The sequence below is a fragment of the Micrococcales bacterium genome (genome assembly GCA_009784895.1).
In the GTDB taxonomy this organism is placed as follows: Bacteria; Actinomycetota; Actinomycetes; order Actinomycetales; family WQXJ01; genus WQXJ01.
Genome location: WQXJ01000002.1, coordinates 40,427 through 65,399 on the forward strand (window position 1 = coordinate 40,427; position 24,973 = coordinate 65,399).

Consider the following 24,973-nt stretch of genomic DNA (forward strand, 5'->3'; position numbering starts at 1 on the left):
CGATGCCGGCCCTCAGCTACCAGCGATATCCTCGCCTTCCCGCGGGCTCACCCCCGCCCCCATTTCAGCCAGTCCGAGGTTTCGCAGCATGGTGCCACCGCCAGGGCTCGGCCCACCGCTTTCACCGAGTTCAGAGTTTCGCAGCACAGCCACCGCCCCCATATCAGCCAGTCCGAGGTTTCGCAGCACGGTGTCAAACCCTGGACTCGCCTGGGGGACATGATGTCAAGCCTCGGAATCGCGTGGGAGAGGTGCTGTCAAGCCTCGGACTCGCGTCACCGACAGTGGTGTCAAGCCTCGGACTCGCGTAGGAGAGGTGCTGTCAAGCCTCGGACTCGCGTCACCGACAGTGGTGTCAAGCCTCGGACTCGGTTGGAAAGGAGTGGTGACAAACCCTGGACTCGCGTTGGGGGTGGTGACAAACCCTGGACTCGCGGTTTGTCGGGGCGGCGTTAGGGGTTGGGGCGTTTGGTTTTAGCCCGTTGGGCGGCGTTCCAGTCGCGCATTCGCTGTGGATAGCCGGTGAAGTTGACGTCATAGACCGGCAAACCCAGCTGAGCGGCGATCTCGCGGCCAGCGGCGGCGTTGGGGATCTTGCGCCGGGTCCACTCGCCGGTCGTGGCAATCAGCAACAACGTGGTCTGATAGTCCTTGGTCGGCGGCTCAAGATAGGCCTCGACCCCAACCCGCGAGGCCGAGAACTCCTGCAGGTGGGCCATGGTTTGCCGCTTGGCTTCTCCGGCCGATTCCTTGGCCGGCCCGGCGGATTCGCCGCCCCTACGGCGCTTGAACCAACTCACCGGCCCAGCCTACTGGCAAGTGCATCAAGCGCAGTTGCCCTATCAGCCCAAAACCATGGAAAGATACTTGAGGGCGTTTGACGACCCAAACAGCTTTTGTCCCCGTGGCTTTCATAGCCCTGACACTGAAGAAGGTGCAAAGCGAAGTGGCTCAGTTCGATTACGACGTGGTAATTCTGGGGGCAGGCAGCGGCGGTTATGCCGCAGCCCTGCGCGGCGCCCAGCTAGGACTCAAAGTGGCGCTGGTTGAATCCGACAAGGTTGGCGGCACTTGCCTCCACCGCGGATGCATTCCAACCAAGGCCATGCTGCATTCGGCCGAGGTGGCTGACCAGGTCAAAGAGGCAGGCAAGCTTGGCGTTTCAGCCCAGTTTGGCGGCATCGACATGGCACAGGTCAACAAGTTCAAACAAGGCGTCATTGACCGGCTCTACAAGGGCCTCAGCGGCCTGGTCTCCGGGCGCGGCGTCGACTTGGTCACCGGCCACGGCAAGCTGGTCTCAACCAACGCCGTCGAAGTAGACGGACGGCGCCTGGAAGGCGACAACGTGATCCTGGCAACGGGCTCGTATTCGCGCTCAATCCCAGGACTGACCATCGAAGGCCGGGTCATGACATCGGACCAGGCCCTCGAGATGGACTGGGTGCCCACCAACGCCATTGTGCTTGGTGGCGGCGTCATTGGCCTGGAGTTCGCCTCTGTTTGGCGTTCATTCGGGGCCGAAGTCACCATTGTTGAAGGACTGCCCAACCTGGCCCCCAACGAGGACGTGGCGGTCTCTAAGGTGCTGGAGCGGACCTTTAGGCGCCGTGGCATCAACTTCAAGACCGGCGTTATGGTCAAAGACGTCACCCAAAGCGATGACCAGGTCACTTTGACCCTAGAAAACGACGAAACGCTGACCGGTGATGTGGTGCTAGTGGCCGTTGGCCGTGGACCCAACACCGCTGGCCTTGGCTACGAAGACCATGGCATCAAAATGGACCGCGGCTTCGTCCTGACAGACGACCAGCTGCACACCGGCGTAGCCAACATCTGGGCCACCGGCGACATTGTGCCTGGCCTGCAACTGGCCCACCGCGGCTTCCAGCAGGGTATTGCCGTAGCCGAGCGCATCTCTGGCATCAAGACCCCAGCTCAGGCCGAGGCTGACATCCCGCGTGTAACCTATTGCGACCCAGAAATCGCATCGGTTGGCCTGACCGAGGCCCAAGCCAAAGAACTGCATGGCGCCGAGGCCATCGAAACGGTCGAATACAACCTGGCTGGTAACGGCCGTTCCCAGGTTCTCAACACCCAAGGCTTTGTCAAGCTGGTGCGCCTGGCGGCCGGACCCGTCATCGGCGTTCACATTATTGGCAGCCATGTTGGCGAACTGGTTGGCGAAGCCCAACTGATCGTCAATTGGCAGGCCTACCCCGAAGACGTGGCCGAGCTGGTCCATGCTCACCCCACCCAAAACGAGGCCCTGGGCGAAGCCTTTATGGACCTGGCCGGCAAACCCTTGCACGCCCACGCCTAGATCAATCCCTGCACAACTGCCACAGAATCGAGGAAGAAAGTGTCCCAGTCAGTGCCAATGCCAGCCCTTGGTGAATCGGTTACCGAAGGCACAGTTACCCGCTGGCTCAAAAAGGTTGGCGACAAGGTTGAGGTCGACGAACCGCTGGTTGAGATCTCAACCGACAAGGTCGACACCGAAATACCATCACCCTTTGCCGGGGTGCTCCTGGAGATAAAGGTGCCAGAGGATGAAGAGGCTGAGGTTGGCGACATCCTGGCCATTCTGGGCGCCGATGGCGAGGCCCCGGCTCCGGCAGCAGAGGCACCCGCCGCTGAGGCGCCGGCCGAAGAAGCCCCGGCTGAAGAGCCGCCAGCCCCGGTCGAGGCCCCGCCGCCACCGCCCCCGCCGGCACCGGCTGCGCCCCCGCCGCCACCACCACCCCCACCGCCCGCGCCAGCACCCGCACCTCCGGCACCTGCCGCACCGGCTGAAGCGCCGGCATCGGCCGAGGCAGCTGGCTACATCAGCCCGCTGGTGCGGAAGATCGCCAACGATCTGGGCGTTGACCTGGGCTCGGTTGTCGGTACTGGCGTTGGCGGACGGATCAGGCGCGAAGACGTGGTCGCCGCCAAGCAGGGTCCAGCCCCGGCTGCCGGTGCCACCGCCGCTGGTGATGCCCGCCTGCGGTCGGTTGGGGCCGACATGTCATTCGCGGCTGCCCCGGCTTTGACCCAGCTGACCTCCGTGGCGGAGGTCGATATGAGCGGCGTGGTCCAGGTCATTGAGAAGCTGTCGGATCGCTTTGAGGCCCGCGAAGGCGTTGAGCTTTCGGTCAGCGCCTTCTTCGTCAAGGCGGCCGCTGAGGCGCTCAAGATCCATCCGAAGTTCAACTCTTCGATCCTGGATGACGAGGTCACCCAGTATAAGCAGCAGAACATCGGCATTACGGTCGACACCTCGCTCGGCCCGGTAGTACCGGTCTTGGCCGATGCCGGCGCGCTCGGCCTGGTAGGCCTGGCCCGGGCGATTGCACAGGCCACAGCCAGGGCTCAGACTGGCGCCTTGCTGCCGGACGACCTGTTGGGTGGCACCATCACCCTGACCAACCCCGGTGGCCCGGAGATCATGCTGGGCTTCCCGCTGATCCAGGCGCCGCAGGTGGCGATTTTGTCGGTCGGCGCGGTGACCAAACGCCCGGTCGTGGTCGGTGACGGTATTGCGGTCAGGTCGATGGCCTACTTGACGCTGTCCTACGACTCGCGCCTGATTGATGGCACCGATGCGGCCAAGTTCTTGGCCTCGATCAAACACCGGCTCGAGACCACCAGCTTCGAAGCCGAAATCGCGCTATAGCGGCCAATAGTCCCACACCCGCTCGGGGCGCCGGTTTCCCCTCCGGTACCCCGAGCGGGTCGGTAAACTAACGGATCATGGCATCGCGCAAACCCCCAAGTGACCCTTGGGCTGAGGAACCGAAGGGTCGCAAGGCCAAGCGGGCCGCCAAGAAGGCGACCAAGACCGGCCAGAAAAAGACCCCTTGGTACAAGCAAATCTGGCAAGTCTTCCAGATGGCCCGCCAGGCCGAACCGCTGATTTGGCTGTGGATGCTGGCGGTGGTGGTCGGAACTGTAGCGATTGGCCTGGCCATTGGGTTGTTCGTGTGGCGCGGGCATTGGCTCTACATGACCTTGGTGACCTTGCCGATGGGCCTGATGAGTTCGCTCATCCTGTTGGCCCGGCGGGCTGAACGGGCAGCCTACGCCCGGATTGAAGACCGGCCCGGCGCGGCCTTTGCCGCCCTTAGCCAGATCAGACGCGGCTGGTCGATTGACCAAGAGCCAATCGCAGCCGACCCGAAAACCCAAGACATGGTCTTCAGGGCGGTGGGCCGGCCCGGCGTGGTCTTAGTGGGCGACGGCAACCCCAACCGGCTTGGCCGGATGATGAAAAAGGAACGACAGCGCCTGGGCCGGCTGGCGCCCGGTGTGCCGGTGATCGAACTGGTCGTGGGTAACAATAAAGGCCAAGTGCCTCTAATGAAGCTGTCACGCAAGCTCCAGCGACTCAAACCGCAGCTGTCGAAGGCAGAGGTGGCCAATGTCAACCAACGGCTGCGGTCGATGGGCGGGATGAAGCTGCCATTGCCCAAGGGCATCGATCCGATGCGCGCCCGGCCCGACCGCAAAGGCATGCGCGGCCGCTAACCCCCCTTTTTTCGCCGAGTCCGGGGTTTGGCAGCACACCTGTTTGCCTCCCCCTTTTTCGCCGAGTCCGGGGTTTGACACCACCTCACCTGGTACCTGCTACCCCCGCCAATTCGCCGAGTCCGGGGTTTGCACCACCCCACCTGGTACCTGCTACCCCCGCCAATTCGCCGAGTCCGGGGTTTGGCAGCATGCTGTCAAACCCCGGACTGGCTGAAATGGCCATGGTGCGAAACCCCGGACTGGCTGAAGTGAGCCAGCGCCTAGGCGACGAGGCGGCTCAAGCCCGGCAGCCGGCATCGGCCATCAACACCCATCCAGGCCAAACTCAAATGGATTAACGCCCGGCCCACCAGCTACGCGCCTGTAGCCTGGAGACTGCTAAGAGGTCTTGCCGACTCGACAGATCGGAAATGTCGCCCGACACCGACACCCCAAGGAGAAATCGGTCCAATGTTTGAAACTCCGCAAGAGGCCATCGCCTACGCCCAGACCCAAGGCGTTGAGCACGTCGACATTCGTTTCTGCGACCTGCCAGGGGTGATGCAGCACTTCACAGTGCCCGCCCAGACCTTTGACGAAAGCGCCTTCGCCGAAGGCAACGAGGGCCTGATGTTTGACGGCTCCTCGATCCGCGGCTTCCAGGCCATCCACGAGTCGGATATGAAACTGGTGCCGGACGTCAAAACCGCTTTCATTGACCCCTTCCGCAAATACAAGACCTTGGTGATCAACTGCTCGATTGTCGACCCGTTCACCGGCGAAACCTATTCGCGCGACCCGCGCAACGTGGCCGCCAAAGCCGAGGCCTACCTGGCTTCGACCGGCATTGCCGACACCGCCTTTTTTGGCCCCGAGGCCGAGTTCTACATTTTTGACGACGTGCGCTATGCGACATCGGACCACGAGTCTTTCCACCGGATCGAATCCTCTCTGGCCGCCTGGAACACCGGCCGGAAAGAGGACGGCGGCAACTTGAGCTACAAGACCCGCCTGAAGGGTGGCTATTTCGTGGTGCCGCCAACCGACCAATTGGCCGATCTACGTGACGAAATGGTGGCGAAACTGGCTCAGGCCTCCCTGGCCGTAGAACGGGCCCACCCGGAATGCGGCACCGCCGGCCAACAGGAGATCAACTACCGCTTCGATACCCTGCTTCACTCCGGTGATGACCTGATGAAGTTCAAATACGTCATCAAGAACACCGCCTGGGCGGCCGGCAAAACAGTCACCTTCATGCCCAAACCGATCTTTGGCGACGCCGGCAGCGGTATGCACTGCCACCAGTCCCTTTGGCAAGACGGCGAACCGCTGTTCTACGACGAACGCGGCTACGGCGGTCTGAGCGATCTGGCCCGCTGGTACATCGGCGGGCTGCTGGCGCACGCCCCGGCGGTTTTGGCCTTCACCAACCCGACTGTCAATTCGTTCCACCGACTGGTGCCGGGCTTCGAGGCGCCGGTCAATCTGGTCTATTCGCAGCGCAACCGCTCGGCCTGTATCCGCATCCCGGTAACCGGTTCGAGCCCCAAGGCCAAGCGGATCGAGTTCCGGGTGCCCGACCCGTCGTCCAACCCCTACCTGGCCTTCGCCGCCCAGTTGATGGCCGGGATTGATGGCATTCGCAACCGGATCGAGCCGCCGGACCCAATCGACAAAGACCTCTACGAGCTGCCCCCGGCCGAGCACGACCAGATTCAGCAGGTACCGGCCTCGCTGCCGGAGGTGCTCGACGCGCTCGAGGCTGACCAGGACTTCTTGACCGAAGGCGATGTCTTTACGCCGGATCTGCTGGCTACCTGGTCTGACTACAAGCGCACCAATGAGGTCGATCCGCTGCGGCAGCGGCCCCACCCGCACGAGTTCGAGTTGTACTACGACATTTGATCCCGCGAGTCCGGGGTTTGGCACCACCCCATTCACGCGAGTCCGAGGTTTTGCACCACTGGCGTTTCTCGCGAGTCCGAGGTTTTGCACCACTGGCTGCCCGATGGCGGAGGGTCACCTGTCGTAACCCTCTCCCGCGAGTCCCCTCCCGCGAGTTTGGGGTTTGGCACCACCCCATTCACGCGAGTCCGAGGTTTTGCACCACTGACGTTTCTCGCGAGTCCGGGGTTCTGCACCACTGGCTGCCCGATGGCAACCGATCGCCTCCCCACGGCCACCTCGCACGAACCCAGGATTCAGCCCGAGGTGGCCCAAACCTTTGGGTTAAAGCAGCCAGGCCGAGTCGGCGAATACCCTCGGTGACAATCCCCGGACTCGGCGCATTGAGCTGGCCGGTGGGTGTTCGTCCTGGTCGGAGCGATGTCTGGGGTGGGTTGGATGATTGGGACATGACATCGTTGGTGATCACAGAATTGAAGACCGGGCCGCGGGCCTTCGCCCCAATAACCTCATCCGGAAGCAGCCCCGAAGCGCTGGTCGGTTCCAGTGTGTTTACCCGCAGCCAGCTGACCGGCCGAGGATTGGGACGGGGTTGGGTCGCCTACCAGGTTAAGACCGGCCGTTTGGTCCGCGTCGCCGGCAAGGCCCTGCAGTCTCCCGGCCGCACGCTGACAACGTCACGACGGGCCAACGCCGCCATGTTGACCTGGCCAGACGGGGTGGTCTGGGGCCCATCGGCCTTATCACTGCATCTACCGGACGCGCCGGTCCCCGCGTCTGACCGCCTGATCGTGGCGGCCTCGGTTTCGCGGAGTCATCAAGCCGGGTTGATGGCACGGAAGATCCCGGTGCCCGATGACGAACAGACAGTTGTCGCCGGTTCGATCCGTGTCCAAAGCCTGCAGGCGGCCATAGTGGACACCCTGCGACACCTTGATCAGTCTCATGCCATGGAAATGCTGGCTTGGCTTATTAACGCGGGCCGGATCCATCCGGCCGAATTCACAAAGATCGCGAAGCGGCGCAAGGGCTACCGCGGAGCTCGCCGGTTGCACTGGATGAGGGCAATGGTTTGGTCGAACGCTGCCTCTTTGCCCGAGTTCGATTGTCACGAGATTTTGCGCCAGTCTCTGGCCCTGCCCGCTGACCAATGGCAAGCCAACGCGCCGGTCAGGCTCAATGATGGGGGCAGGTTGCGAGTCGACGTTCTGGTGGCCGGGGCGCGGAAAGTGGTTGAAGTCGACGGGGCTGCCTACCATCGGGACAAAGCCGCAGATCGCAGGCGCGATCAGCGCCTGCGGCAATCCGGCTATGACGTGCTCCGGCTTGATGCGGTGATGGTCATGTATGACAAGGCCAGGACCATTAGGTTGTTGCAGGATTTCCTGTTCCCCGACCGCCCACCCGGCCCCGCGCCGGGCCAGAAAGGCGGGCCGCCGCTACCCAAAGCTCCCTGGTGGCAGCGCCACACGCACCTTGAACCGGTTGAGCGTCTGGACCAATCCCAGCGACGCCGCCCGCGCCGCCGCCGCTGACAGTCGCATCCGGGCCAATCGATCCCCCAACTCTGCTCCTCCAGGTCGACCAACAGTGGGCTTGACGCGGGCTTATACTGGGGCCGTTGACCGGGAAAGGAGCGCTCAACCAATGGCAGTCCTGCGTCCGATGTTGCTGTCCAAAATCCACCGCGCCACTGTGACCGCGGCGGACTTAGACTATGTCGGCTCGATCAGCCTCGACGATGAGCTGCTCCAGGCTGTTGACCTGTTTGAAGGCCAGCAGGTTGACGTTCTCGACATCACCAACGGTGCCCGCCTGACGACCTACGTGATCAGGGCAGAGGCTGGATCAGGCACGGTAGCAATCAACGGAGCCGCCGCCCACCTGGTTCACACAGGCGACCTGATTATTGTGCTCGGTTACGGCCTGTTGGATGAATCCACGGCCCAGACCCACCTGCCCAAAGTGGCCCATGTCGACACCAACAACCGGATCATTAGACTTGGCCATCATCCAGGCCAGTAAGTAGCCCCGCATGGCCCCGATCCAATCGGGCAACCCCTCCGACTCACGGTTTCTGGGCTGATCAGGCGCCTTCAACCGCGAGTCCGCGGTTTGGCAGCACGAAACCGGACGGCACCTTTCGCCCATGCCCTAGTGGTTCGGCGCCGAGCCCTTGATGCCAAACCCCGGACTCGGTGTTGTGGGGGCTAGTCGAAGAACAGCCGCTCGAATACCTTCCTTGCCCGGCGGGCGGCTCGGGCCCAGTCCTGGGCAATTTGCTGCGAAAGCCCGGACTCGCGGGAAAGGAGGGCGGCGATGCCGGCCAGGTGGCGTTGGTCTGACGGCACGTGGTCGCAAGCCGGGTTGACCCGGCCGGTCCAAAGCGCATTGGCCTGGCGGATAGCCATGGCCTGGCGCCAGGCTGCGGTCAGGACTTCGACATCGGCCAGCTCGATTAGCCCTTCGGCGGCGCAGGCCTCTAAGGCGTCAAGAGTGGCGGTGACCTGCAGCGCAGGATGGCCGTGGGCAAAGCGCAGCTGGTAGAGCTGAGCCACCCATTGGACATCCAACAACCCACCTGGGCCCAGCTTCAAGTGGCGGGCCGGTTCGATCCCCCTGGGCAGGCGCTCGGCTTCAACCCTGGCCTTGACCAGTCTCAACTCGCGTAAATCAGCCGGCGGCAAGCCACCGGCCTGGTAGCGCACGCTGTCCGCCAGGCTCATAAACTCGCCCGCCACGTCATCGTCCCCGGCCAAAAGGCGAGCCCGGAGCAAAGCCTGGCGTTCCCAGGGCTGGGCCCAGCGCTGGTAGTAGTCCCGGTAGGCCTCAACCGACCTGGTCAGCGGGCCAGAGCGGCCTTCTGGCCGCAGGTCGGGATCAACTACCAAGGCCGGTTCGGGTCCCAGGCCACCAAGCAACTCCTTGACCTGCTTGGCCACGGCCACTGCCGCCGCGCTGGCCGCCGCCGGATCCGCTCCGGGCACGGCTTGGTGCACAAACAGCACATCGGCGTCAGAACCAAGGGCCATTTCGCGGCCTCCCAGCGAGCCCATCGCCACAACCGCCACACGCGCCGGCAAATCGCCCAGGTTTTCTGCCACTACCGCCTTGGCCAGACGCAGGGCGCTGACCAAAGCAACCTCGGCCGCATCGGAAGTTGCCTGATAGGCCTCGAGGTCGCTGACCTGGCCAACGACCTGACCGGCGCCAATGCGGCTGAGCTCGCGCCTCCGCAACGCCCTGACTGCCTCGGTCGCCGGGGCGACCTCTTGGTGCCGCTGCAGTACGGCATCGGACTCGACCATCATCTCCGCCAGGGGCCGTGGCGCCAGGTCGGCGTCCTGGCCAAACCAAGCGGCCGCCTCTGGCGACCGAGTCAAAGAATCGGCCACCCATTTCGAGGCCGCCAAGACGTGGCTCAACCGCTCCGCGGCACCGGATTTGTCCCGCAGCAACCGCAAGAACCAGGGTGTCGCGCCCAGGGCCTCAGACAGTTGACGGAAGGACAACAACCCCGAGTCGGGATCAGCCCCTTCGGCTAGCCAGCCCATGATGACCGGTAACAGCTGCCGCATAATCGATGACCGCCGGCTAACACCTTGGGTCAAAGCGGCGATATGCCGCATTGCGCCTTCAGGGTCGCGGTAACCCAAGGCCGTCAAGCGGGCCCGAGCGGCCTCTGGCGCCAATTGGGCCTCGCCGGGGGTTAGCGAGGCGGTCTGTGGCAACAGCGGCCGGTAGTAAAGCTCCTCATGCAGCGACCGGACCTGCAGCCTCGTGGCTTTCCAGACTCCTGCCAGCTCCTGGGAGGTGGCCGGCGACAGCCTGGCAGCCCGGGCCAAGATCCGCTGCTCTACCTCGGACTCGGGCAGGAGGTGGGTGCGGCGCAGGCGGCGCAGCTGTATCCGGTGCTCCAAGGTTCGTTCCAAGCGGTAGCACTCGGCCAGTTGGCTGGCAGCCGACCGCCCAACGTAGCCGCTCTCAGACAGCTGGGCCAGGGCCGTCAGCGTGGTTGGTGAGCGCAGGGCCGGATCGGTTCGCCCGTGAACCAGTTGCAGCATTTGGACGGTGAACTCGACGTCACGCAAACCCCCACGTCCCAGCTTGATTTCGCGGGCCGCCTCGCCAGCCGGCAAATGCTGCTCGACCCGCCGGCGCATGGCTTGGGTGTCTAAGACAAAGTTGTCCCGTCCGGCCGCCTGCCACACCAACGGCCGGGTCATTTCGATGTAGGCACGGCCCAAGGCCGCATCGCCGGCCGCCGGGCGGGCCTTTAGCAGTGCTTGGAACTCCCAGGTCTGAGCCCATTTCTCCAAATAGGCCTGGTGTGAGGCCAGTGTGCGCACCAGCGGGCCGTTCTTGCCCTCAGGCCGCAGGTTGGGATCGACCTGCCAAATGACCGGTTCTTTGGCCGGCGCGGCGCAAGCCCGTTGCAGTGCAATAGCCAATTGGGTGCCGATCTCCATGGCCCTGGCTTCGCTGACATCGCCGCTGGATGGCTCGCAGACGTAGATGACGTCAACGTCGGAAACGTAGTTCAACTCCCGCCCGCCAGTCTTGCCCATGGCGATAACCGACAAGTCGGCCAGCTCGTGGTTTGACACCGCCACCCGGGCTAGGCTCAGCGCCGCCTCGAGCACGCCGGTGGCCAGGTCGGCCAGCGCCCGGCTAACCTCTTCGAAAACCTCGACCGGCCGCGCATGAGCCAGGTCGCCGGCGGCAATGGCCAGCAGTTCGTTGCGGTAGGCCAGCCGCAGCGGCTCGCATTCAGGGCCTGCCGCCACTGGCCGGGCGGAAGCTGGGTCGGCTCCAACCGCTTCCAACAGCCGGGCTCGGATGGCCAATTGGGCTGCGGTTGGTTCGGTTGGGTCGGTCTGCCTTCCATTGGTCGCCTCGGCCGGGTTGGCTAGTGCCGCCTCGGCCTGGTTGACAGGCACCGTTTCGCCCGATGCCGTACCGGCCTTGGGCGCCAAACCGTCGCCTCCGCCTGCGCCCAGGTCACCTGGCCCGGCCGGGGACTCGGCATCGGCCCCAGCGGGCACCCCAGACAGGGCCTCGGGGTGGCGAATCAAGTGCTCACCTAAGGCGACCGACCCTCCAAACAAGGCCAGGCAGCTCAGCCGCCGGTCCGGATCTGCCAGGACTTCGCTTAGCAGCTCAAGGCCTGGCCCGGATTTGGCGCTGGCCAGGCGAACCATGGCCAGCAGGGCGGCGTCGGGATCCGCCAGCGGCGCCAGGTCGCCCGGCTCTAGGCCAATTCCGTAGCCGGCCAGCTCTTCAAACCAGGACTCCGCCCGCGCCGGATCGCCCACCCCGGCCCGGGCCAGGGCAGCCCCGACCGACCGGCGCCGGCCGCCGTGATCAGGAGAACCGTCCATCTGGTATCAGAGGATCGGCATGTAGGTGGACAGTTCGTAATCGGTTATCTGGGCGCGATATTCAGCCCATTCGCGGGCCTTGTTCCGCAGCACAAAGTCGAAAACGTGCTCGCCCAGGATTTCAGCCGCCAACTCTGAATCCTCCATTGTGGCGGCCGCCTCGGCCAATGAGGCCGGTAGCGGTTTGATACCCAGGGCGCGGCGTTCGCCATCGGACAAGGCCCAGACGTCGTCTTCGGCCTCGTCCGGCAGGTCGTAACCCTCTTCGATACCCTTCAGCCCGGCACCCAAGACCGCGGCGAAAGCCAAATAGGGGTTCGCGGCCGAGTCCATGCCCCTGAACTCGACCCGCGCACTTTGCGGTTTGCCGGTTTTGTACATTGGCACCCGCAGCAGGGCAGAGCGGTTGTTATGCCCCCAACAGACGTAGTTGGGCGCCTCCGCCCCGTCACATAGGCGTTTGTAGGAGTTAACAAACTGGTTCGTGATCAGGCATATCTCTGGTGCGTGACGCAGCACACCGGCCATGAACTGGCGCGCCGTACGGGAGAGTTCGTATTCGCCCCCGGCGGCGAAAAAGGCGTTCTTGTCGCCTTCGAAAAGCGAAAAATGGGTGTGCATGCCGCTACCGGGCTGGCCCTCCAGCGGTTTCGGCATGAACGAGGCGTAGGCGCCTTGTTCCAGGGCGGCCTGCTTGACCACTGTGCGGAAGGTCATGATGTTGTCCGCCATGGATAACGCATCGGCATAGCGCAGGTCGATCTCGTTTTGGCCAGGTCCGGCCTCGTGGTGCGAGAACTCGACTGAGATGCCCATTGATTCGAGCATTTCGATGGCGATCCGGCGGAAGTCGTTGACCAACCCGCGTGGCGTGTGGTCGAAATAGCCACCCTGGTCGATCGGTTCTAGCGGTAGGGTGGCCGCACCGTCCCGGGCTTTGAACAGGTAAAACTCGATCTCTGGGTGGGTGTAGAAGGAGAAACCTAGATCGGCTGCCTGCTTGAGTACCCGTTTCAACACCTGGCGCGGGTCGGCCGCGCTGGGGCTGCCGTCTGGCATCAAAATGTCGCAGAACATCCGGGCGGTGCCGCCGCGTTCTTTATGCCAGGGCAGGATCTGGAAGGTGGTTGGATCCGGCACTGCGACCATATCGGCCTCGTAGACTCTGGTGAAACCCTCGATCGAACTGCCGTCAAAGCCGATCCCCTCATCAAAGGCGCTTTCCAGTTCAGCCGGCGCTATCGCCACCGATTTCAGGATGCCAAGTACATCGGTAAACCACAGCCGGATGAAGTGAATGTCGCGCTCCTCCATAGCCCGCAGCACGTTTTCTTGTTGCCGATCCACAGTTGGCCTCCCTGCCTGGGGTGTTCTGGGCCTTTCAATGCTGCCACAACCCGGACTCGCTGTCGCGGCAGGGCCCAGACCTCCCCCTTCTCGCGTCCTCCCCCCTTCTCGCGAGTCCGAGGTTTGGCATGACTTCGACATGCTGTCAAGGCTCGGACTCGCTGAGGCGTGGCAGTTCCGGCAGCCGCAACGAGGCAGTATGGCCGATGGCGGGACTCAGGGATGCTGTCAAAGCCTGGACTCGCTGGAGTGGGTGGTGGTGCGAAAGCCTGGACTCGCGGAAATGGGGGGTGGGGTGGGGTTGCTGATGGGCGGAAACTGCGGGGCGTCTGGCGCATTGAGCCACGGCTCCGGGCTATGGTGCTGGTTGTGGATAACGGCACAAAACCCCCCGAAAACCCGAAAGCAACCCGCACCGAACATGACCTCCTGGGCGAACGCGAAATCCCGGCCGAGGTCTACTGGGGCATTCACACCCTGCGCGCTATTGAGAACTACCCGATCTCTGGCCGCACTATCAACGATTACCCCCTCATGATCAAGGCCATGGCCTGCATCAAGAAGGCGACCGCCGCAGCCAACCGTGACCTGGGTGCACTCGAACCGGATAAGGCCGTAGCCATCATCTCGGCCTGTGACCAGATTCTCAGCGCTCGCGCCATGCGGGACCAGTTCCCAATTGACGTCTACCAGGGCGGCGCCGGCACCTCGGTCAATATGAACGCCAACGAGGTCATCGCCAACCTGGCCCTGGAGATCATGGGCAAACCCAAAGGCGCCTACGACATCATCAGCCCGCTGGACGATGTCAACATGTCACAGTCGACCAACGACGCCTACCCCACGGCCTTCCGCCTGGCCGTTTACACCTATGCCGAGGAGTTGGAGCAGCGCCTAGCCAAGCTGCAACGATCCTTTGAGGCCAAGGGCCAAGAGTTCGCCGATGTCATCAAAATGGGCCGGACACAGCTACAAGACGCCGTGCCCATGACTGCGGGTGCCGAATTCAACGCCTTCGCCACGCTGATTGGCGAAGAGCGCCAATGGCTCATGGGCCTGACCAAACTGCTGCTAGAGGTCAACCTGGGCGCAACGGCCATTGGCACCGGCGTCAACACACCCCAGGGTTACTCTTCCCTGGCGGTGTCTTACTTGGGACGGTTCACCGGCCTGCCATTTGTCGTTTCTGAAAACCTAGTTGAGGCGACCTCGGACACGGGCGCCTATGTTTCGGTTCACGCCGGGCTGAAACGGATCGCCATCAAACTGTCAAAGATCTGCAACGACCTGCGGTTGCTATCCTCCGGGCCCAGGGCCGGCCTAGGCGAAATCAACCTGCCCCAAATGGCGGCCGGGTCGTCGATTATGCCGGCCAAGGTCAACCCGATCATTCCGGAGGTTGTCAACCAAATCGCCTTCAAGGTGATTGGTAACGACACAGTCGTGGCCTTCGCCTCAGAGGCCGGGCAGCTGCAGCTCAACGCCATGGAACCGGTTATGTGCCAGGCCATTTTCGAGTCGATCAAACTGCTCAAAAACGGCTGTGACGTGCTCAGGACCCGCTGTATTGATGGCATCACCTGCAACACCGAGGTCCAATCCGATTACGTCTACGGTTCGATTGGGCTAGTGACTTACCTCAACACGATTCTGGGTCACGCCGAATGTGACCGGATTGGCCAGATTGCCAGGGAAACCGGTCAAACCGTACGCGAAGTGGTGCTCGAGCAGGGCCTGCTGGACGAAGCCACCGTCGACCGGGTCTTTTCTAAGGAGCATTTGCTCTCCGGCCGGCCGGAGACCGATTGGGGCCACGGGAAATAACCCGCCGCTAGGTGAGTGCCCAACGGCGCTCACCTAGCGCCAGCCGGGCCGGCGCTGTTGGGCGTCACGGATCTCGCCCACTAGTTCCTCGAGCACGTCTTCCATGAAAACCACGCCACCATCGATTTGAACCATGTGACAGCCGGCCAACTGCATCGACTCAAGCACCTCTTCGAGTTCATCCGAACCCTCCAAGTGCACCATTGACCGGACCAACCGCGCCTCGATGGGCTGGTCACGTCCGGTCCGCACTGCCGCCACATCCATGATGTGGACATAGCCGACCAAATCAAGGCCCTCGGCCCGGCGCACGGGGAAGCGAGAAAACCCAGTCTGCGCCACTAACGCCTCCACCTCAACAGGGGTCGAAGCCAAGCTCACCGCCACCAGATCGGCATCGGCCACCATCAGCTCACGCGCCTGCTGGGTGGAAAACTCCAGCGTCTCGCGCAGCAGTCCTTGGGAATCCTCCAGCGTGCCCTTGGCCGCCGAATGCTCGACAATCGCCGCCACCTCACCGGCGGTGTAGGTCGAACGAACCTCCGCCTTGGGCGTGACCTTGAATAGCCGCAAGGTGCCATCGGCCACCCAGCGCAGTGAGGCCGTGATCGGAGTCAACACCCAGGCCAGCACCACCAGCACCGGGCCAAGCAGCAGGGCCGCACCTGTTGGTGCCGCCAAAGCTAGGTTTTTCGGCACCATCTCGCCCAGCACGACATGCAGGAAAACCACCAGAACCAACGCCATCACCGCGGCGACGGCATGGGCCGCCGCCACACCCAGGCCCCAGCTGCCAAACCAGCTGACCAAAGCGGTGGCAATAGTTGCCTCGGCCACCGCGCCCAGACCGGTCGAAGCCACTGTCACACCAAGCTGCAAACAGGCCAGCATCGACGGCATATGCCCCAAGGCGTAGATCACCATCCGGGCTGGCCGCGAGCCGGCCTCGGCCAGGGGCGCCATTTGGGAGCGACGCACCGACATCAAAGCGAACTCGGCCCCAACGAAGAAGGCGTTGGCTGCCAGCGCCAGCAGAGCCACCCAGATCATGGCGTCTCCCCTTCGGCAGGTGGCCAAACGCGCAGCCAGGCCACCCTTCGCCCGTCCATGGCTTCGACCCGGATAATGACGCCACCAACAGTGACTTGGTCGCGCGGCGCCGGCACAGTCCCTAGGCGCGCCATCACCAGGCCGCCAATGGTCTGGTAGGCGGCGTCTTCCGGTAGTCCGATGCCGGCCATGGCCTCGAGCTCGTCAGGTCGGGTTTGTCCGGGCAAACGCCACGAGCCATCCGCCAGGCGGCGGAAGGGGCTGCGGGAGGGGTCATGTTCGTCCCGAACCTCGCCAACCAGCTCCTCAACCACGTCTTCTAGGGTGATGACGCCGGCGGTGCCGCCGTATTCGTCAAGCACCACCGCCATCTGGGCGCCAACCGCGCGCAAGCCAACTAGCACATCCCCCAAGGAGGCCGTCTCAGGGACCTGCTCGATTGGGCTCATTAGACCGGTCACAACCGCCCGGGAACGGCGCTCGGGTGGCACCGCCACCGCCTGGCGCAGAGCCACTACGCCAACAATGTTGTCCCTCGAACCGTCGATTACCGGCAGGCGGGAGTGGCCCGATTCGGTCGAAGTGTCGATGACCTGGGCGGCTGTGGCCTCCCGCGGCACAACCACTAACTGGGTCCGGTCGGTCATGGCGTCAACGGCCTGTAAGTCATCCAGCGCCAAGGTGCGCGATAGCCGGTCCGCTAGATCGGGCTCAAGGGTGCCGGCATCGGCCGAATGCCGCACCAAAAAGTCGAGTTCACGCCGCGAACGGGCGGCGTCAATTTGGTCAGCCGGGGTCACCCGCATCAGCCGTAATAGGGCCGTCGAGGTGCCGTGTAAGACGAAAATAACCGGCTTGAACACCACTGTGAAAGCCACCAAGAACGGGGCCGATCGCCGCCCGGTGATATGCGGTTTTGCCAGAGCCAGGTTCTTGGGCACCAGTTCCCCGAACACCATCGACATGACGTTGACCAGCACCAAAGCCAAAGCCGCAGCCAAAGCCGCGGCCGAGGCCCCCGAAGCCCAGCCTGAATCCCGCCACCAGTCGTGGAGCAATCTGGCCAGGGCCGGCTGGGTCAGGTAACCCAAACCGATTGTTGTCAACGTGATACCAACCTGGGCGGCGGACAGATAGAGCGAGGTCCGCCCCAAGGCCTTGCGAAAGGCCCGCTCCCCGCCGCCTGAAGCGCCGGCATCGAGCGTCGCCTCGTCGATTGCCACCAGGGCAAACTCTCCCGCCACAAACATGGCGGTACCGGCCGTCAGTATTAGGCCAGCGGCCACCGCCAGCCATTGGGAAACCATGATGCAGCCAACCCTAGCCGGGCCGTGACAGACTATTGATATGACTGCACCGTTGATTCTGGTGGTGGAGGACGAACCGACCATCGCCCAGGCGATTGGCCGGCGCCTGGCGGCAGAGGGCTATCAGATCGAAACGGTTGGCGACGGGCTCAAAGCGGTTGAGGTTGCCGCCAAAATCCAACCCGACGCCCTGATCCTCGATGTCATGTTGCCTGGGATTGACGGGCTTGAGGTTTGCCGGCGCGTCCAGGCAGTAAGGCCGCTACCGGTTTTGATGCTAACGGCGCGCGACGATGAGACAGACAAGCTGGTTGGCCTGGGCGTGGGGGCCGACGACTACATGACCAAACCGTTTTCAATGCGCGAGCTGGTGGCCCGGCTCAAAGCCCTGCTGCGGCGGGTCGACCGGGCCAAACAACTCGGCGCCGAACCGGCTCCCCCCTCTGAAATCAACCTTGGTGGTATCACCATCAACCGGGCCCGCCGCCGGGTCTCGCAGCATGGCCGCGAGGTCCATATGACCCCAACTGAATTCGAACTGTTGTCCTTCCTGGCAGACCATCCAGATACCGTTCTAAGCCGCGAACAGCTGCTGGAGCATGTTTGGGATTGGGTCGACGCCTCGGCGACCCGCACGGTCGACAGCCACATCAAGGGCCTCAGACGCAAACTCGGCGCGGAAATGTTCCGCACTGTGCACGGGGTGGGTTACGCCTTCGAACCGGACGCAGGCCGGTAAATGCCCTCAGGCCCAAGGGCTTCGCGCCCACTCGACGCCTTTGGCTCGATCAAGCTCAAAATCGCCGTTCTGGTGACAGCGGCGGTCGTGGCCACGGCCGGGATGACCTGGATGGGCCTGCGCAACGACATGGGCCCCTCGCGCACACTGCCACTGGCGATCGGGGCCGGCGTTGTCATCACCCAGATCCTGGCTCACGGTATGACCCGACCGCTGCGCGAGATGACCGAGGCCGTCCAGTCCATGGCCAAAGGCGAATATTCGGCCCGGGTCACGGCCACCTCGCGGGATGAGGTCGGTGAACTGGCCCGCGCTTTCAACACCATGGCCCAGGATCTGGCCCAGGCTGACCAGCTGCGGCGGGAGATGATCGCCAATGTCTCCCATGAGCTGCGCACGCCGGTGGCGGCCCTGCAAGCCGAATTGGAGAACATGGTCGACGGCGTCACCACGCCTGACCCGGAGACCTTGGAGTTGCTCCTAGCCCAAACCAGGCGCCTATCTGGCCTGGTGACCGACATCTTGGACTTGTCCCGGCTGGAGGCCGATGTCACCGAGCTGCGTCTGAGAGAGACCCCGGTGGCGGATTTCTTGGCCGATGCCGTCGCCTCAGGCAGGCTGGTAGCCAGCGGTTTGGGTAAGTCGGTTGGGTTTGTTATGGACGTCAAACCGAAAGACTTGAGCTTTTGGGTTGACCTTGACCGTTTACACCAGGTCACGGCCAATTTGTTGTCAAATGCGATTCGGCACTCGCCGGCCGGCGGGGTGATCACACTCAAGGGCACAACCTCTGGTCGCTGGATCCAGCTCGACGTCAAGGATCAAGGCCCCGGCATCCCGCTGGATGAACGACAACTGGTTTTCGAACGCTTTGCCCGCGGTCAGGGCGCCAGTGCCAGCCGGGCCACCGGCGGCACCGGCCTGGGCCTGGCCATCGCCCAATGGGCCGTGCGTTTGCACGGTGGCAGTATTGATGTGGTCGATTCGACCGGCGGCTGCCACATCCGGGTGCGCCTGCCCAAACTGACCCCGCCCCGCAGCAAATAGCCCCCCCCAACTCACCGACTCCAGGGTTTGGCACCACGCTTTTTCCGCGAGTCCAGGGTTTGGCATCACCCTTTTCCGCGAGTTCGGGGTTTGGCATCAAGCCGCCAGTTCGAGCCTCAGCATCGGGCCGGCATCGTCCAAGTGCTCCCGCCTCGAATCCGCGGCATTTTCGATGATTTCCACGCTCATGGCGGTCTGGAAGTCATAGAGAGCTTCCTGAACGCCCGCCGCGGCGGCACGCCGCGCCTCCCCCATGGAGAAGTAGACCTTTGTCAGATCCATTACCAAGTACGTCTGTCCGCTTTTGTCATCGACCTGCTTCCAGCCACCTACCCACACGTTCTCGTCGTCAAGTTCATGGCGGTGTTCGGTGGCGAAGTCGACCACCAATTGAGTTACTTGATCGTGATTCAGGCCATCGATCCGAGCTTGCCGTTCATAGCCTGGCATTGACACGGCGAAACCCGCCGTCGCAGACCTGGAATCAAGCGGCCGATGAGTAAACCCGCCCGTCTGGTCCAAATGCGCCAGAACCTGCGGCGTTGTTTCGGCTTGCCAGCCCTGCCCGCCCGCGGTCTCCAGCGCAAAACCGCAAAGGGCCTGCCGCTCTACATCCCACCTTTGGCTATCACGATCAGCCCGGGCGTTTAGCGCCGCCACACGCTGATCAAACTCGGGTTTCGACGCCGGCTGGCTGACTGAAGCGTCAAGCGTCGCAATCAGCACCACGGTGGCCACCGTGGCCAGCCCAACGGCCAGTGGGGGCCAAAGTTTTGGTCCAGCGCTCATCGGACAATCATCCCCGATTCCCAAAGCTCCCTCTTACCGAGTCCGGGGCTCGGCAGCGCCGACTCGTGCCAGACCCTTACCTCGCTGCGGGCGTGAGGTCATGCCAAAGCTCGGACTCGCGTGCGGGGCGTGCCAGACCCATACCTCGCTGCGGGCGTGAGGTCATGCCAAAGCTCGGACTCGCGGTTGGGGTGGGTGGATTGGGGTTGGGGGTGGGGGATTGCCCGATGACGGACATCCGGTCACGTTTCGATAACACCGCTTGACGCGCCCCCGGGTGGCGGTACTAGCCTGTAACATTGCGCAATAGCCGAAAGGCTTCCCGAATAGTCGAAAGGCGGCGAAGGTGCCGAACCAGCGCAAGAGGTCTTCTTCCTCGGTCGAACGGGCCTTTGAGTTCCTCGACCTAGTGGCCGCAGCCGGTACTGACGGCGTCAAACTATCCGACCTGGCCCGGGCCAGCGCCTTGCCGGTTTCGACTTGCCACCGCTACATCACCACCTTGCTCGACCTCGGCGCCCTGTCGCGCGATCCTTCCGGCCGGTTGTTCCTAGGGGTGCGGCTGGTGACATTGGCGGGGGCCGCCTTGGAAGGCAACTCGCTTAGATCCGTGGCCCGCGACTACCTTGAACAACTCTCTAAGGTCTCGGGCGAGACGGTCCACCTGGGCATGCACACTGACCAAGGCGTTGTCTACATCGACAAGATCGACTCGGCCAAAGCCGTACGCCTGGTCAGCCGGGTTGGCTCGGTCGTACCGCACTATTGCACCGCCATGGGTAAGGCCATTTTGGCGGCTCTGCCCCCCGCCAAGCGCGAACCGTTCCTGGCCGCAGCCTCCATCAAGCGCACCCCCAAGACGCTGACTGGAGCCAAGCTGGCAACCGAACTTGAGGCCGTCGCCAGGCGACGCTGGGCTATTGACGAGCAGGAACTTGAAGACGGCGTGCGCTGCATTGGCGCCGCCATTACCACTAAGACTGGCGAGCTGCTGGGGGCCGTCTCGGTCTCCGGCCCGGCCGGGCGCTTTACCCGGCAGCTTTGCACCGAACTGGGCCCATCGGTTCTGGCTGCCGCCGACCAAATTGGCCAGCAATCGACCTGGCATAACCCGATCCAATGACACCAAGACACTAGGGAGTCTGCCATCATGACCACCGCTTCAATTCAGGTCCAGAACCCGGCCACCGGCAAGGTGATTGGCCAGGTCCCCGAGTCCTCGGTGGCTGATGTGGCCACCGTGGTGGCCCAAGGCATGAAGGGCCAAGCGGCCATGGCTGCCACTCCTGCCCACCGCCGCCAAGCCATGTTGCTAAGACTGGCGGACCTGATGGAAGCTGACCTAGAAGGCCTGGCCCGGCTCGACGCTGAGGAGAACGGCAAGCCTATTCAGCAGACCCGCGGCGAGGTCGAAGCAGCAATTCGCATCTTCCGCGGTTACGCCGGTGAGGCCACGCGCATCCTGGGGCGCCAATTCCCCATGGACGCCGTGCCCGGCATGGAAAACCACTTCGCCGTCACCATCCGCCAACCGCTGGGACTGGTGGCAGCCCTGATCCCATTCAACTACCCGGTTGAGCTCTACTCCCACAAAGCCGCCGCAGCCCTAGCCGCCGGTAACGCCGTCATCACTAAGCCGCCCACCCGCTGCCCACTGACCTTGTTCAAGATCCACGAGTACTACGCCCAGGCCGGCTTCCCCGAATACGCCCATCAGGTCATCATCGGCAACCGCACGGTTGTGGCGGCCATTGCCGACCATCCGGACATCGCTGCGGTCACCTTGACCGGGGGCACCGCTGCCGGTCGCAACGTGGCTGAACGCTGTGCCCGCCGCTTCGCCAAGGCCTTCCTTGAGCTTGGCGGTAACGATCCGCTAATTGTCATGGACGATGCCGATCTGGACCGGGCCGTCGACGCGATCGTTTTTGGGCGGCTGGCTAGGGGCAACGGTCAAATCTGCTGTGCTGTCAAACGCATTTATGTCACCGCCGGGGCTTACGACGCTCTGGCCAACCGACTAGTAGCCAAGACCAGTCAACTGGTAGTCGGTGACCAGCTAGACGAGGCCACCGACGTAGGCCCCCTGATCGCCGAAGCCGACGCAACCGAGGTTGAAAGCGCCATCGGGCAACTGGTGGCTGAAGGCGCCAAACTGGTGGCCGGCGGGGCGCGCCAAGGCGCCTTTGTCACTCCGGCCGTGCTGGTGGACGTGCCACCGGCCTCGCCAACTATGGCTGAGGAAGTTTTTGGGCCGGTCGCCCCTCTGGTCAAGGTGGACAGCCTGGAACAGGCCATCGACCTGGCCAACGACTCGCCCTACGGGCTGCAGGCGGCCATTTTCACCCAAGACATCAACCGGGCTCTCAAGGCCGCCACCCGGCTAAAGGCCGGCTCGGTCATGATCAACGGCACCACGGCGCTGCGGGCCGAGAACCTGCCCTTTGGCGGGCCCGGCGAGACCGGCGGCTACCGCGAAGGTCTGCATGACACGGTGCTCGACTTCACTCAGCAAAAGACCATTGTGGCCATTGGAGCCTTGGCGTGAGTTTGGCTTTGCGCAATGTGCGCAAGTCTTTCGGCAGCGCCGAGGTGCTGCACGGAGTCAGCCTGCAGGCCGAATACGGGCAGGTGGTGGCGATTGTTGGCGCCAATGGGGCGGGCAAATCGACCCTGATAAAGGTGCTGGCCGGTGCCCACCCGATGGACTCGGGCGAAATGGAGCTTGATGGCCAGCCAATAATGCTAAAGAGCCCACGAGACGCTATTGACCTTGGCATCCACACGGTCTACCAAGAGCTGTCGGTGGTGCCAGGCCTCTCCGTGACCGAGAACCTGCTGATGGGAGATTTGCCGAAGCGGCGCGGTCTAATCAGCTGGCGCCGGGCCCACAAGCGGGCGACGGAACTGCTGCGGCGGGCCAACTTCACCGGCGTCAAGGTCCGGGCCAAGACCGGCGATCTGTCGGTGGCCAAACAACAGATGGTCGAAATTGCCAAGGCCCTGGTGTCCCATCCGAAGATTCTGGTGCTGGACGAACCTTCAGCCGTACTGGCCGGGTCCGACTTGGATTCGCTGTTCTCCTTGATCAACCAGCTGCGCCAAGCTGGCACTTTGGTCATCTACATTTCCCACCGACTCCAGGAGGTCCTCAACCTGGCGGACAGAGTGGTTGTGATGAAGGACGGCAGTTTCATCGCCGACACCCCATCGAGCCGAACCAACGAGGACGAAATCATTGCCCTGATGGCTGGGCGGAAGATTGACCAGGTTTATCCTGACCGCCGCACCAGATTTGGGCCACCGGTCCTGACGGTGGATTCGCTTAGCCGGGCCGGCAACTTCGAGGACATCAGCCTCCAGCTGCGCCAAGGCGAAGTCCTGTCGGTTTTTGGCCTGGTTGGTTCGGGCCGCAGTGAGCTGGTCGAGACCATCTTTGGGGCTCGGCGGCCAACTAGCGGCACAGTTCAGCTCGAAGGTGCTGTGCGCCGCTTCAAGAAGCCGGCCCAGGCCATGAAAGCTGGCCTGGCCCTGGTGACGGAAGACCGCAAACGCAGCGGACTGATTTTGGGACTGAGCGTGGCGGAAAACATTTGCCTGGCCACTATGCGGGGCCTGTTTTTGAATATGACCAAACGCCGGGCCGACGTACAAGAAATGACGCAGAGCCTGTCAATCCAACCAGCCAATTGCGCCAAACGGGAAGCAGGGCAATTATCAGGCGGCAACCAGCAGAAGGTTGTGCTGGCCAAGTGGCTGCTGACAAATCCAGACATTTTGGTCCTGGACGAACCAACCCGGGGGGTGGATATGGCCACCCGGGTGCAGATTTACTCGATGATTGACGAACTGGCGCATAAAGGCTTGTCGGTGCTGATGGTCTCCTCCGATTTAACCGAAGCGATTGGCGCAGCGGACCGGGTTTTGGTCATGCGTGAGGGGCGCCTGGTGGGCGAGCTCAAGGCCGCCAACACCACCGAAGACGAAGTCCTGGCCTATTCGATTGGAGTTGGCAAATGAGTCGCCTGTCAATGCCTGAAATCGCCTTCAACCGCGGCCGGCTGCTGGTCAACGGGCGCAACGTGACCATGGTGGCCCTGCTATGTGTGGTCATGTTGGCGTTGGCCATAGCGGCGCATCCGTTGACCAATGGGGTCTTCTACAAGGCCAGCAATCTGACCAACATCATGAAGCAGTGGCCTTCCCAGGGCTACGGTCTGATCGCCATTGGCATGTTGTTTGTCATCCTGACCGGTGGCATCGACCTGTCGGTTGGCTCGGTCTTAAGCTTCTCTGGCACCGTGGCCGCCCTTTTGTCCCTGGACTTTGGGCTGCCGGTGTGGCTTTGCATGTCGGTCGGGATTGCCAGCGGCGTGGTCTTGGGTGCCATCAACGGGTTCCTGGTGGCCCGGTTTGATTTGGCGCCCTTCGTGGTGACACTGGCCACAATGACCACCATCCGTGGGCTTTGCCAGGTTTTGTCCGATGTCGCAGTTAGGCCAACCGATCCGGCTTTCCCAGGCGTGACCAAGTTCAATCTATTTGGCATCTTTCCCAGCGGCATGTTGGTTTTGGTCGCCTTCGTGGTGGTGGCCACTGTTTTCTTGAACCGCACTCCGCTGGGTCGCAGCACCATTGCCATTGGCGGCAACCGCGAGACCGTCCGCCTGGCCGGCATTTCGGTCAACCGCGGCATCATGACGGCCTATATGATCTCCGGCTTGTGTGCCGGCGTAGCCGGAGTCGTTTTCGCTTCCCGATCCGGCCAAATCCAACCCAGTGGCGCTGGTCTGGCTTTCGAGCTGGACGCCATTGCCGCCTGCGTCATTGGCGGGGCCAGCCTGATGGGCGGCAAAGGCAACATCCGAGGCATGATGGCGGGCATGGTGGTGTTGATTCTGATGAACAACATCCTCTCGCTTCGCTCCGTCCAGTCCTTTTATCAGCAAGTCCTCAAAGGCTTGATCATCATTCTGGTGATCCTGATCCAGTCTCGCTCCCGCCAACGGGAGTGAGAAACCACCGCGTGGTGACCACCAAAACACCGCTCACAAACACAAATGAAAACAAGCACTCAGAACCATAAGGAGAAT

Annotated in this window: 21 protein-coding genes; 14 read left to right on the forward strand and 7 right to left on the reverse strand. The window is 63.0% G+C overall.

The window, feature by feature from the left end; genetic code table 11:
* Positions 1-12: 12 nt before the first annotated feature.
* The gene (locus tag FWD29_00685; GenBank protein ID MCL2802462.1) at positions 13-189 is read right to left on the reverse strand and encodes a hypothetical protein; all 177 of its coding nucleotides are present in this window, start codon (positions 187-189) and stop codon (positions 13-15) included.
* 263 nt (positions 190-452) lie between these two features.
* Positions 453-800 carry an oxidoreductase gene (locus tag FWD29_00690; GenBank protein ID MCL2802463.1) on the reverse strand — a complete coding sequence of 116 codons (348 nt, stop codon included), beginning with the start codon at positions 798-800 and terminating at the stop codon, positions 453-455.
* Positions 801-904: 104 nt separating this feature from the next.
* Here FWD29_00690 and lpdA point away from each other — a divergent pair, with 104 nt between their 5' ends.
* The 7 genes from lpdA to FWD29_00725 all read left to right on the forward strand — a co-directional run bounded on the left by lpdA (position 905) and on the right by FWD29_00725 (position 8,421).
* Positions 905-2,323 (forward strand): dihydrolipoyl dehydrogenase, encoded by a 1,419-nt coding sequence (gene lpdA, locus FWD29_00695; GenBank protein MCL2802464.1) that lies wholly within the window; start codon positions 905-907, stop codon positions 2,321-2,323.
* Between the two features lie 39 nt (positions 2,324-2,362).
* Entirely contained in the window at positions 2,363-3,658 is a 1,296-nt protein-coding gene (locus FWD29_00700; protein MCL2802465.1) for a 2-oxo acid dehydrogenase subunit E2, read from the forward strand.
* 77 nt (positions 3,659-3,735) lie between these two features.
* On the forward strand, positions 3,736-4,509 hold the full coding sequence (locus tag FWD29_00705; protein ID MCL2802466.1) for a DUF4191 domain-containing protein: 774 nt from the start codon (positions 3,736-3,738) through the stop codon (positions 4,507-4,509).
* A gap of 191 nt (positions 4,510-4,700) precedes the next feature.
* Entirely contained in the window at positions 4,701-4,850 is a 150-nt protein-coding gene (locus tag FWD29_00710; GenBank protein ID MCL2802467.1) for a hypothetical protein, read from the forward strand.
* A 112-nt stretch (positions 4,851-4,962) separates the two neighbouring features.
* Complete coding sequence (gene glnA, locus FWD29_00715; GenBank protein MCL2802468.1) at positions 4,963-6,396, forward strand: type I glutamate--ammonia ligase; 1,434 nt, start codon at positions 4,963-4,965, stop codon at positions 6,394-6,396.
* A gap of 449 nt (positions 6,397-6,845) precedes the next feature.
* Positions 6,846-7,931 carry a DUF559 domain-containing protein gene (locus tag FWD29_00720; GenBank protein MCL2802469.1) on the forward strand — a complete coding sequence of 362 codons (1,086 nt, stop codon included), beginning with the start codon at positions 6,846-6,848 and terminating at the stop codon, positions 7,929-7,931.
* Between the two features lie 112 nt (positions 7,932-8,043).
* Positions 8,044-8,421 (forward strand): aspartate 1-decarboxylase, encoded by a 378-nt coding sequence (locus FWD29_00725; protein ID MCL2802470.1) that lies wholly within the window; start codon positions 8,044-8,046, stop codon positions 8,419-8,421.
* A gap of 185 nt (positions 8,422-8,606) precedes the next feature.
* Here the strand turns inward: FWD29_00725 and FWD29_00730 are convergent, their stop codons facing one another.
* Positions 8,607-11,777 (reverse strand): bifunctional [glutamine synthetase] adenylyltransferase/[glutamine synthetase]-adenylyl-L-tyrosine phosphorylase, encoded by a 3,171-nt coding sequence (locus FWD29_00730; GenBank protein MCL2802471.1) that lies wholly within the window; start codon positions 11,775-11,777, stop codon positions 8,607-8,609.
* Between the two features lie 6 nt (positions 11,778-11,783).
* Positions 11,784-13,124 (reverse strand): type I glutamate--ammonia ligase, encoded by a 1,341-nt coding sequence (gene glnA / locus FWD29_00735; protein ID MCL2802472.1) that lies wholly within the window; start codon positions 13,122-13,124, stop codon positions 11,784-11,786.
* 369 nt (positions 13,125-13,493) lie between these two features.
* On the opposite strand from glnA (FWD29_00735), the gene aspA reads away from it, so the two are divergent.
* Positions 13,494-14,948: an aspartate ammonia-lyase gene (gene aspA / locus FWD29_00740; GenBank protein ID MCL2802473.1), complete on the forward strand. Its 1,455-nt coding sequence runs from the start codon at positions 13,494-13,496 to the stop codon at positions 14,946-14,948.
* Positions 14,949-14,981: 33 nt separating this feature from the next.
* Here the strand turns inward: aspA and FWD29_00745 are convergent, their stop codons facing one another.
* A complete protein-coding gene (locus tag FWD29_00745) occupies positions 14,982-15,998 on the reverse strand; it encodes a CNNM domain-containing protein (GenBank protein MCL2802474.1) in 1,017 nt (338 codons plus the stop codon).
* On the reverse strand, positions 15,995-17,305 hold the full coding sequence (locus tag FWD29_00750) for a hemolysin family protein (GenBank protein ID MCL2802475.1): 1,311 nt from the start codon (positions 17,303-17,305) through the stop codon (positions 15,995-15,997). The genes FWD29_00745 and FWD29_00750 overlap by 4 nt, the downstream gene beginning before the upstream one ends.
* A 40-nt stretch (positions 17,306-17,345) precedes the next feature.
* On the opposite strand from FWD29_00750, the gene FWD29_00755 reads away from it, so the two are divergent.
* On the forward strand, positions 17,346-18,044 hold the full coding sequence (locus FWD29_00755; GenBank protein MCL2802476.1) for a response regulator transcription factor: 699 nt from the start codon (positions 17,346-17,348) through the stop codon (positions 18,042-18,044).
* A complete protein-coding gene (locus tag FWD29_00760) occupies positions 18,045-19,091 on the forward strand; it encodes an ATP-binding protein (GenBank protein ID MCL2802477.1) in 1,047 nt (348 codons plus the stop codon).
* 96 nt (positions 19,092-19,187) lie between these two features.
* On the opposite strand, the gene FWD29_00765 is transcribed toward FWD29_00760, so the two are convergent.
* Positions 19,188-19,880, reverse strand: a complete 693-nt coding sequence (locus FWD29_00765; GenBank protein ID MCL2802478.1) for a hypothetical protein — start codon at positions 19,878-19,880, stop codon at positions 19,188-19,190.
* A 346-nt stretch (positions 19,881-20,226) separates the two neighbouring features.
* On the opposite strand from FWD29_00765, the gene FWD29_00770 reads away from it, so the two are divergent.
* Genes FWD29_00770 through FWD29_00785 form a run of 4 tightly spaced genes read left to right on the forward strand, consistent with a single transcriptional unit; the run spans position 20,227 to position 24,895 of the window.
* Complete coding sequence (locus tag FWD29_00770; protein ID MCL2802479.1) at positions 20,227-21,003, forward strand: IclR family transcriptional regulator; 777 nt, start codon at positions 20,227-20,229, stop codon at positions 21,001-21,003.
* Positions 21,004-21,030: 27 nt separating this feature from the next.
* The gene (locus FWD29_00775) at positions 21,031-22,428 is read left to right on the forward strand and encodes an aldehyde dehydrogenase family protein (protein MCL2802480.1); all 1,398 of its coding nucleotides are present in this window, start codon (positions 21,031-21,033) and stop codon (positions 22,426-22,428) included.
* Positions 22,425-23,900, forward strand: a complete 1,476-nt coding sequence (locus FWD29_00780) for a sugar ABC transporter ATP-binding protein (protein MCL2802481.1) — start codon at positions 22,425-22,427, stop codon at positions 23,898-23,900. The genes FWD29_00775 and FWD29_00780 overlap by 4 nt, the downstream gene beginning before the upstream one ends.
* Positions 23,897-24,895, forward strand: a complete 999-nt coding sequence (locus tag FWD29_00785; protein ID MCL2802482.1) for an ABC transporter permease — start codon at positions 23,897-23,899, stop codon at positions 24,893-24,895. Before FWD29_00780 ends, FWD29_00785 begins: the two co-directional genes overlap by 4 nt.
* Positions 24,896-24,973 lie beyond the last annotated feature (78 nt).

Excerpts from the sequence above, each read along its gene's own strand:
- FWD29_00705 (MCL2802466.1), top strand. The coding sequence starts at position 3,736 with ATGGCATCGCGCAAACCCCCAAGTGACCCTTGGGCTGAGGAACCGAAG.
- FWD29_00710 (MCL2802467.1), top strand. The coding sequence starts at position 4,701 with ATGCTGTCAAACCCCGGACTGGCTGAAATGGCCATGGTGCGAAACCCC.
- glnA (MCL2802468.1), top strand. The coding sequence starts at position 4,963 with ATGTTTGAAACTCCGCAAGAGGCCATCGCCTACGCCCAGACCCAAGGC.
- FWD29_00720 (MCL2802469.1), top strand. The coding sequence starts at position 6,846 with ATGACATCGTTGGTGATCACAGAATTGAAGACCGGGCCGCGGGCCTTC.
- FWD29_00725 (MCL2802470.1), top strand. The coding sequence starts at position 8,044 with ATGGCAGTCCTGCGTCCGATGTTGCTGTCCAAAATCCACCGCGCCACT.
- FWD29_00730 (MCL2802471.1), bottom strand. The coding sequence starts at position 11,777 with ATGGACGGTTCTCCTGATCACGGCGGCCGGCGCCGGTCGGTCGGGGCT.
- FWD29_00745 (MCL2802474.1), bottom strand. The coding sequence starts at position 15,998 with ATGATCTGGGTGGCTCTGCTGGCGCTGGCAGCCAACGCCTTCTTCGTT.
- FWD29_00750 (MCL2802475.1), bottom strand. The coding sequence starts at position 17,305 with ATGGTTTCCCAATGGCTGGCGGTGGCCGCTGGCCTAATACTGACGGCC.
- FWD29_00755 (MCL2802476.1), top strand. The coding sequence starts at position 17,346 with ATGACTGCACCGTTGATTCTGGTGGTGGAGGACGAACCGACCATCGCC.
- FWD29_00760 (MCL2802477.1), top strand. The coding sequence starts at position 18,045 with ATGCCCTCAGGCCCAAGGGCTTCGCGCCCACTCGACGCCTTTGGCTCG.
- FWD29_00765 (MCL2802478.1), bottom strand. The coding sequence starts at position 19,880 with ATGAGCGCTGGACCAAAACTTTGGCCCCCACTGGCCGTTGGGCTGGCC.
- FWD29_00775 (MCL2802480.1), top strand. The coding sequence starts at position 21,031 with ATGACCACCGCTTCAATTCAGGTCCAGAACCCGGCCACCGGCAAGGTG.
- FWD29_00785 (MCL2802482.1), top strand. The coding sequence starts at position 23,897 with ATGAGTCGCCTGTCAATGCCTGAAATCGCCTTCAACCGCGGCCGGCTG.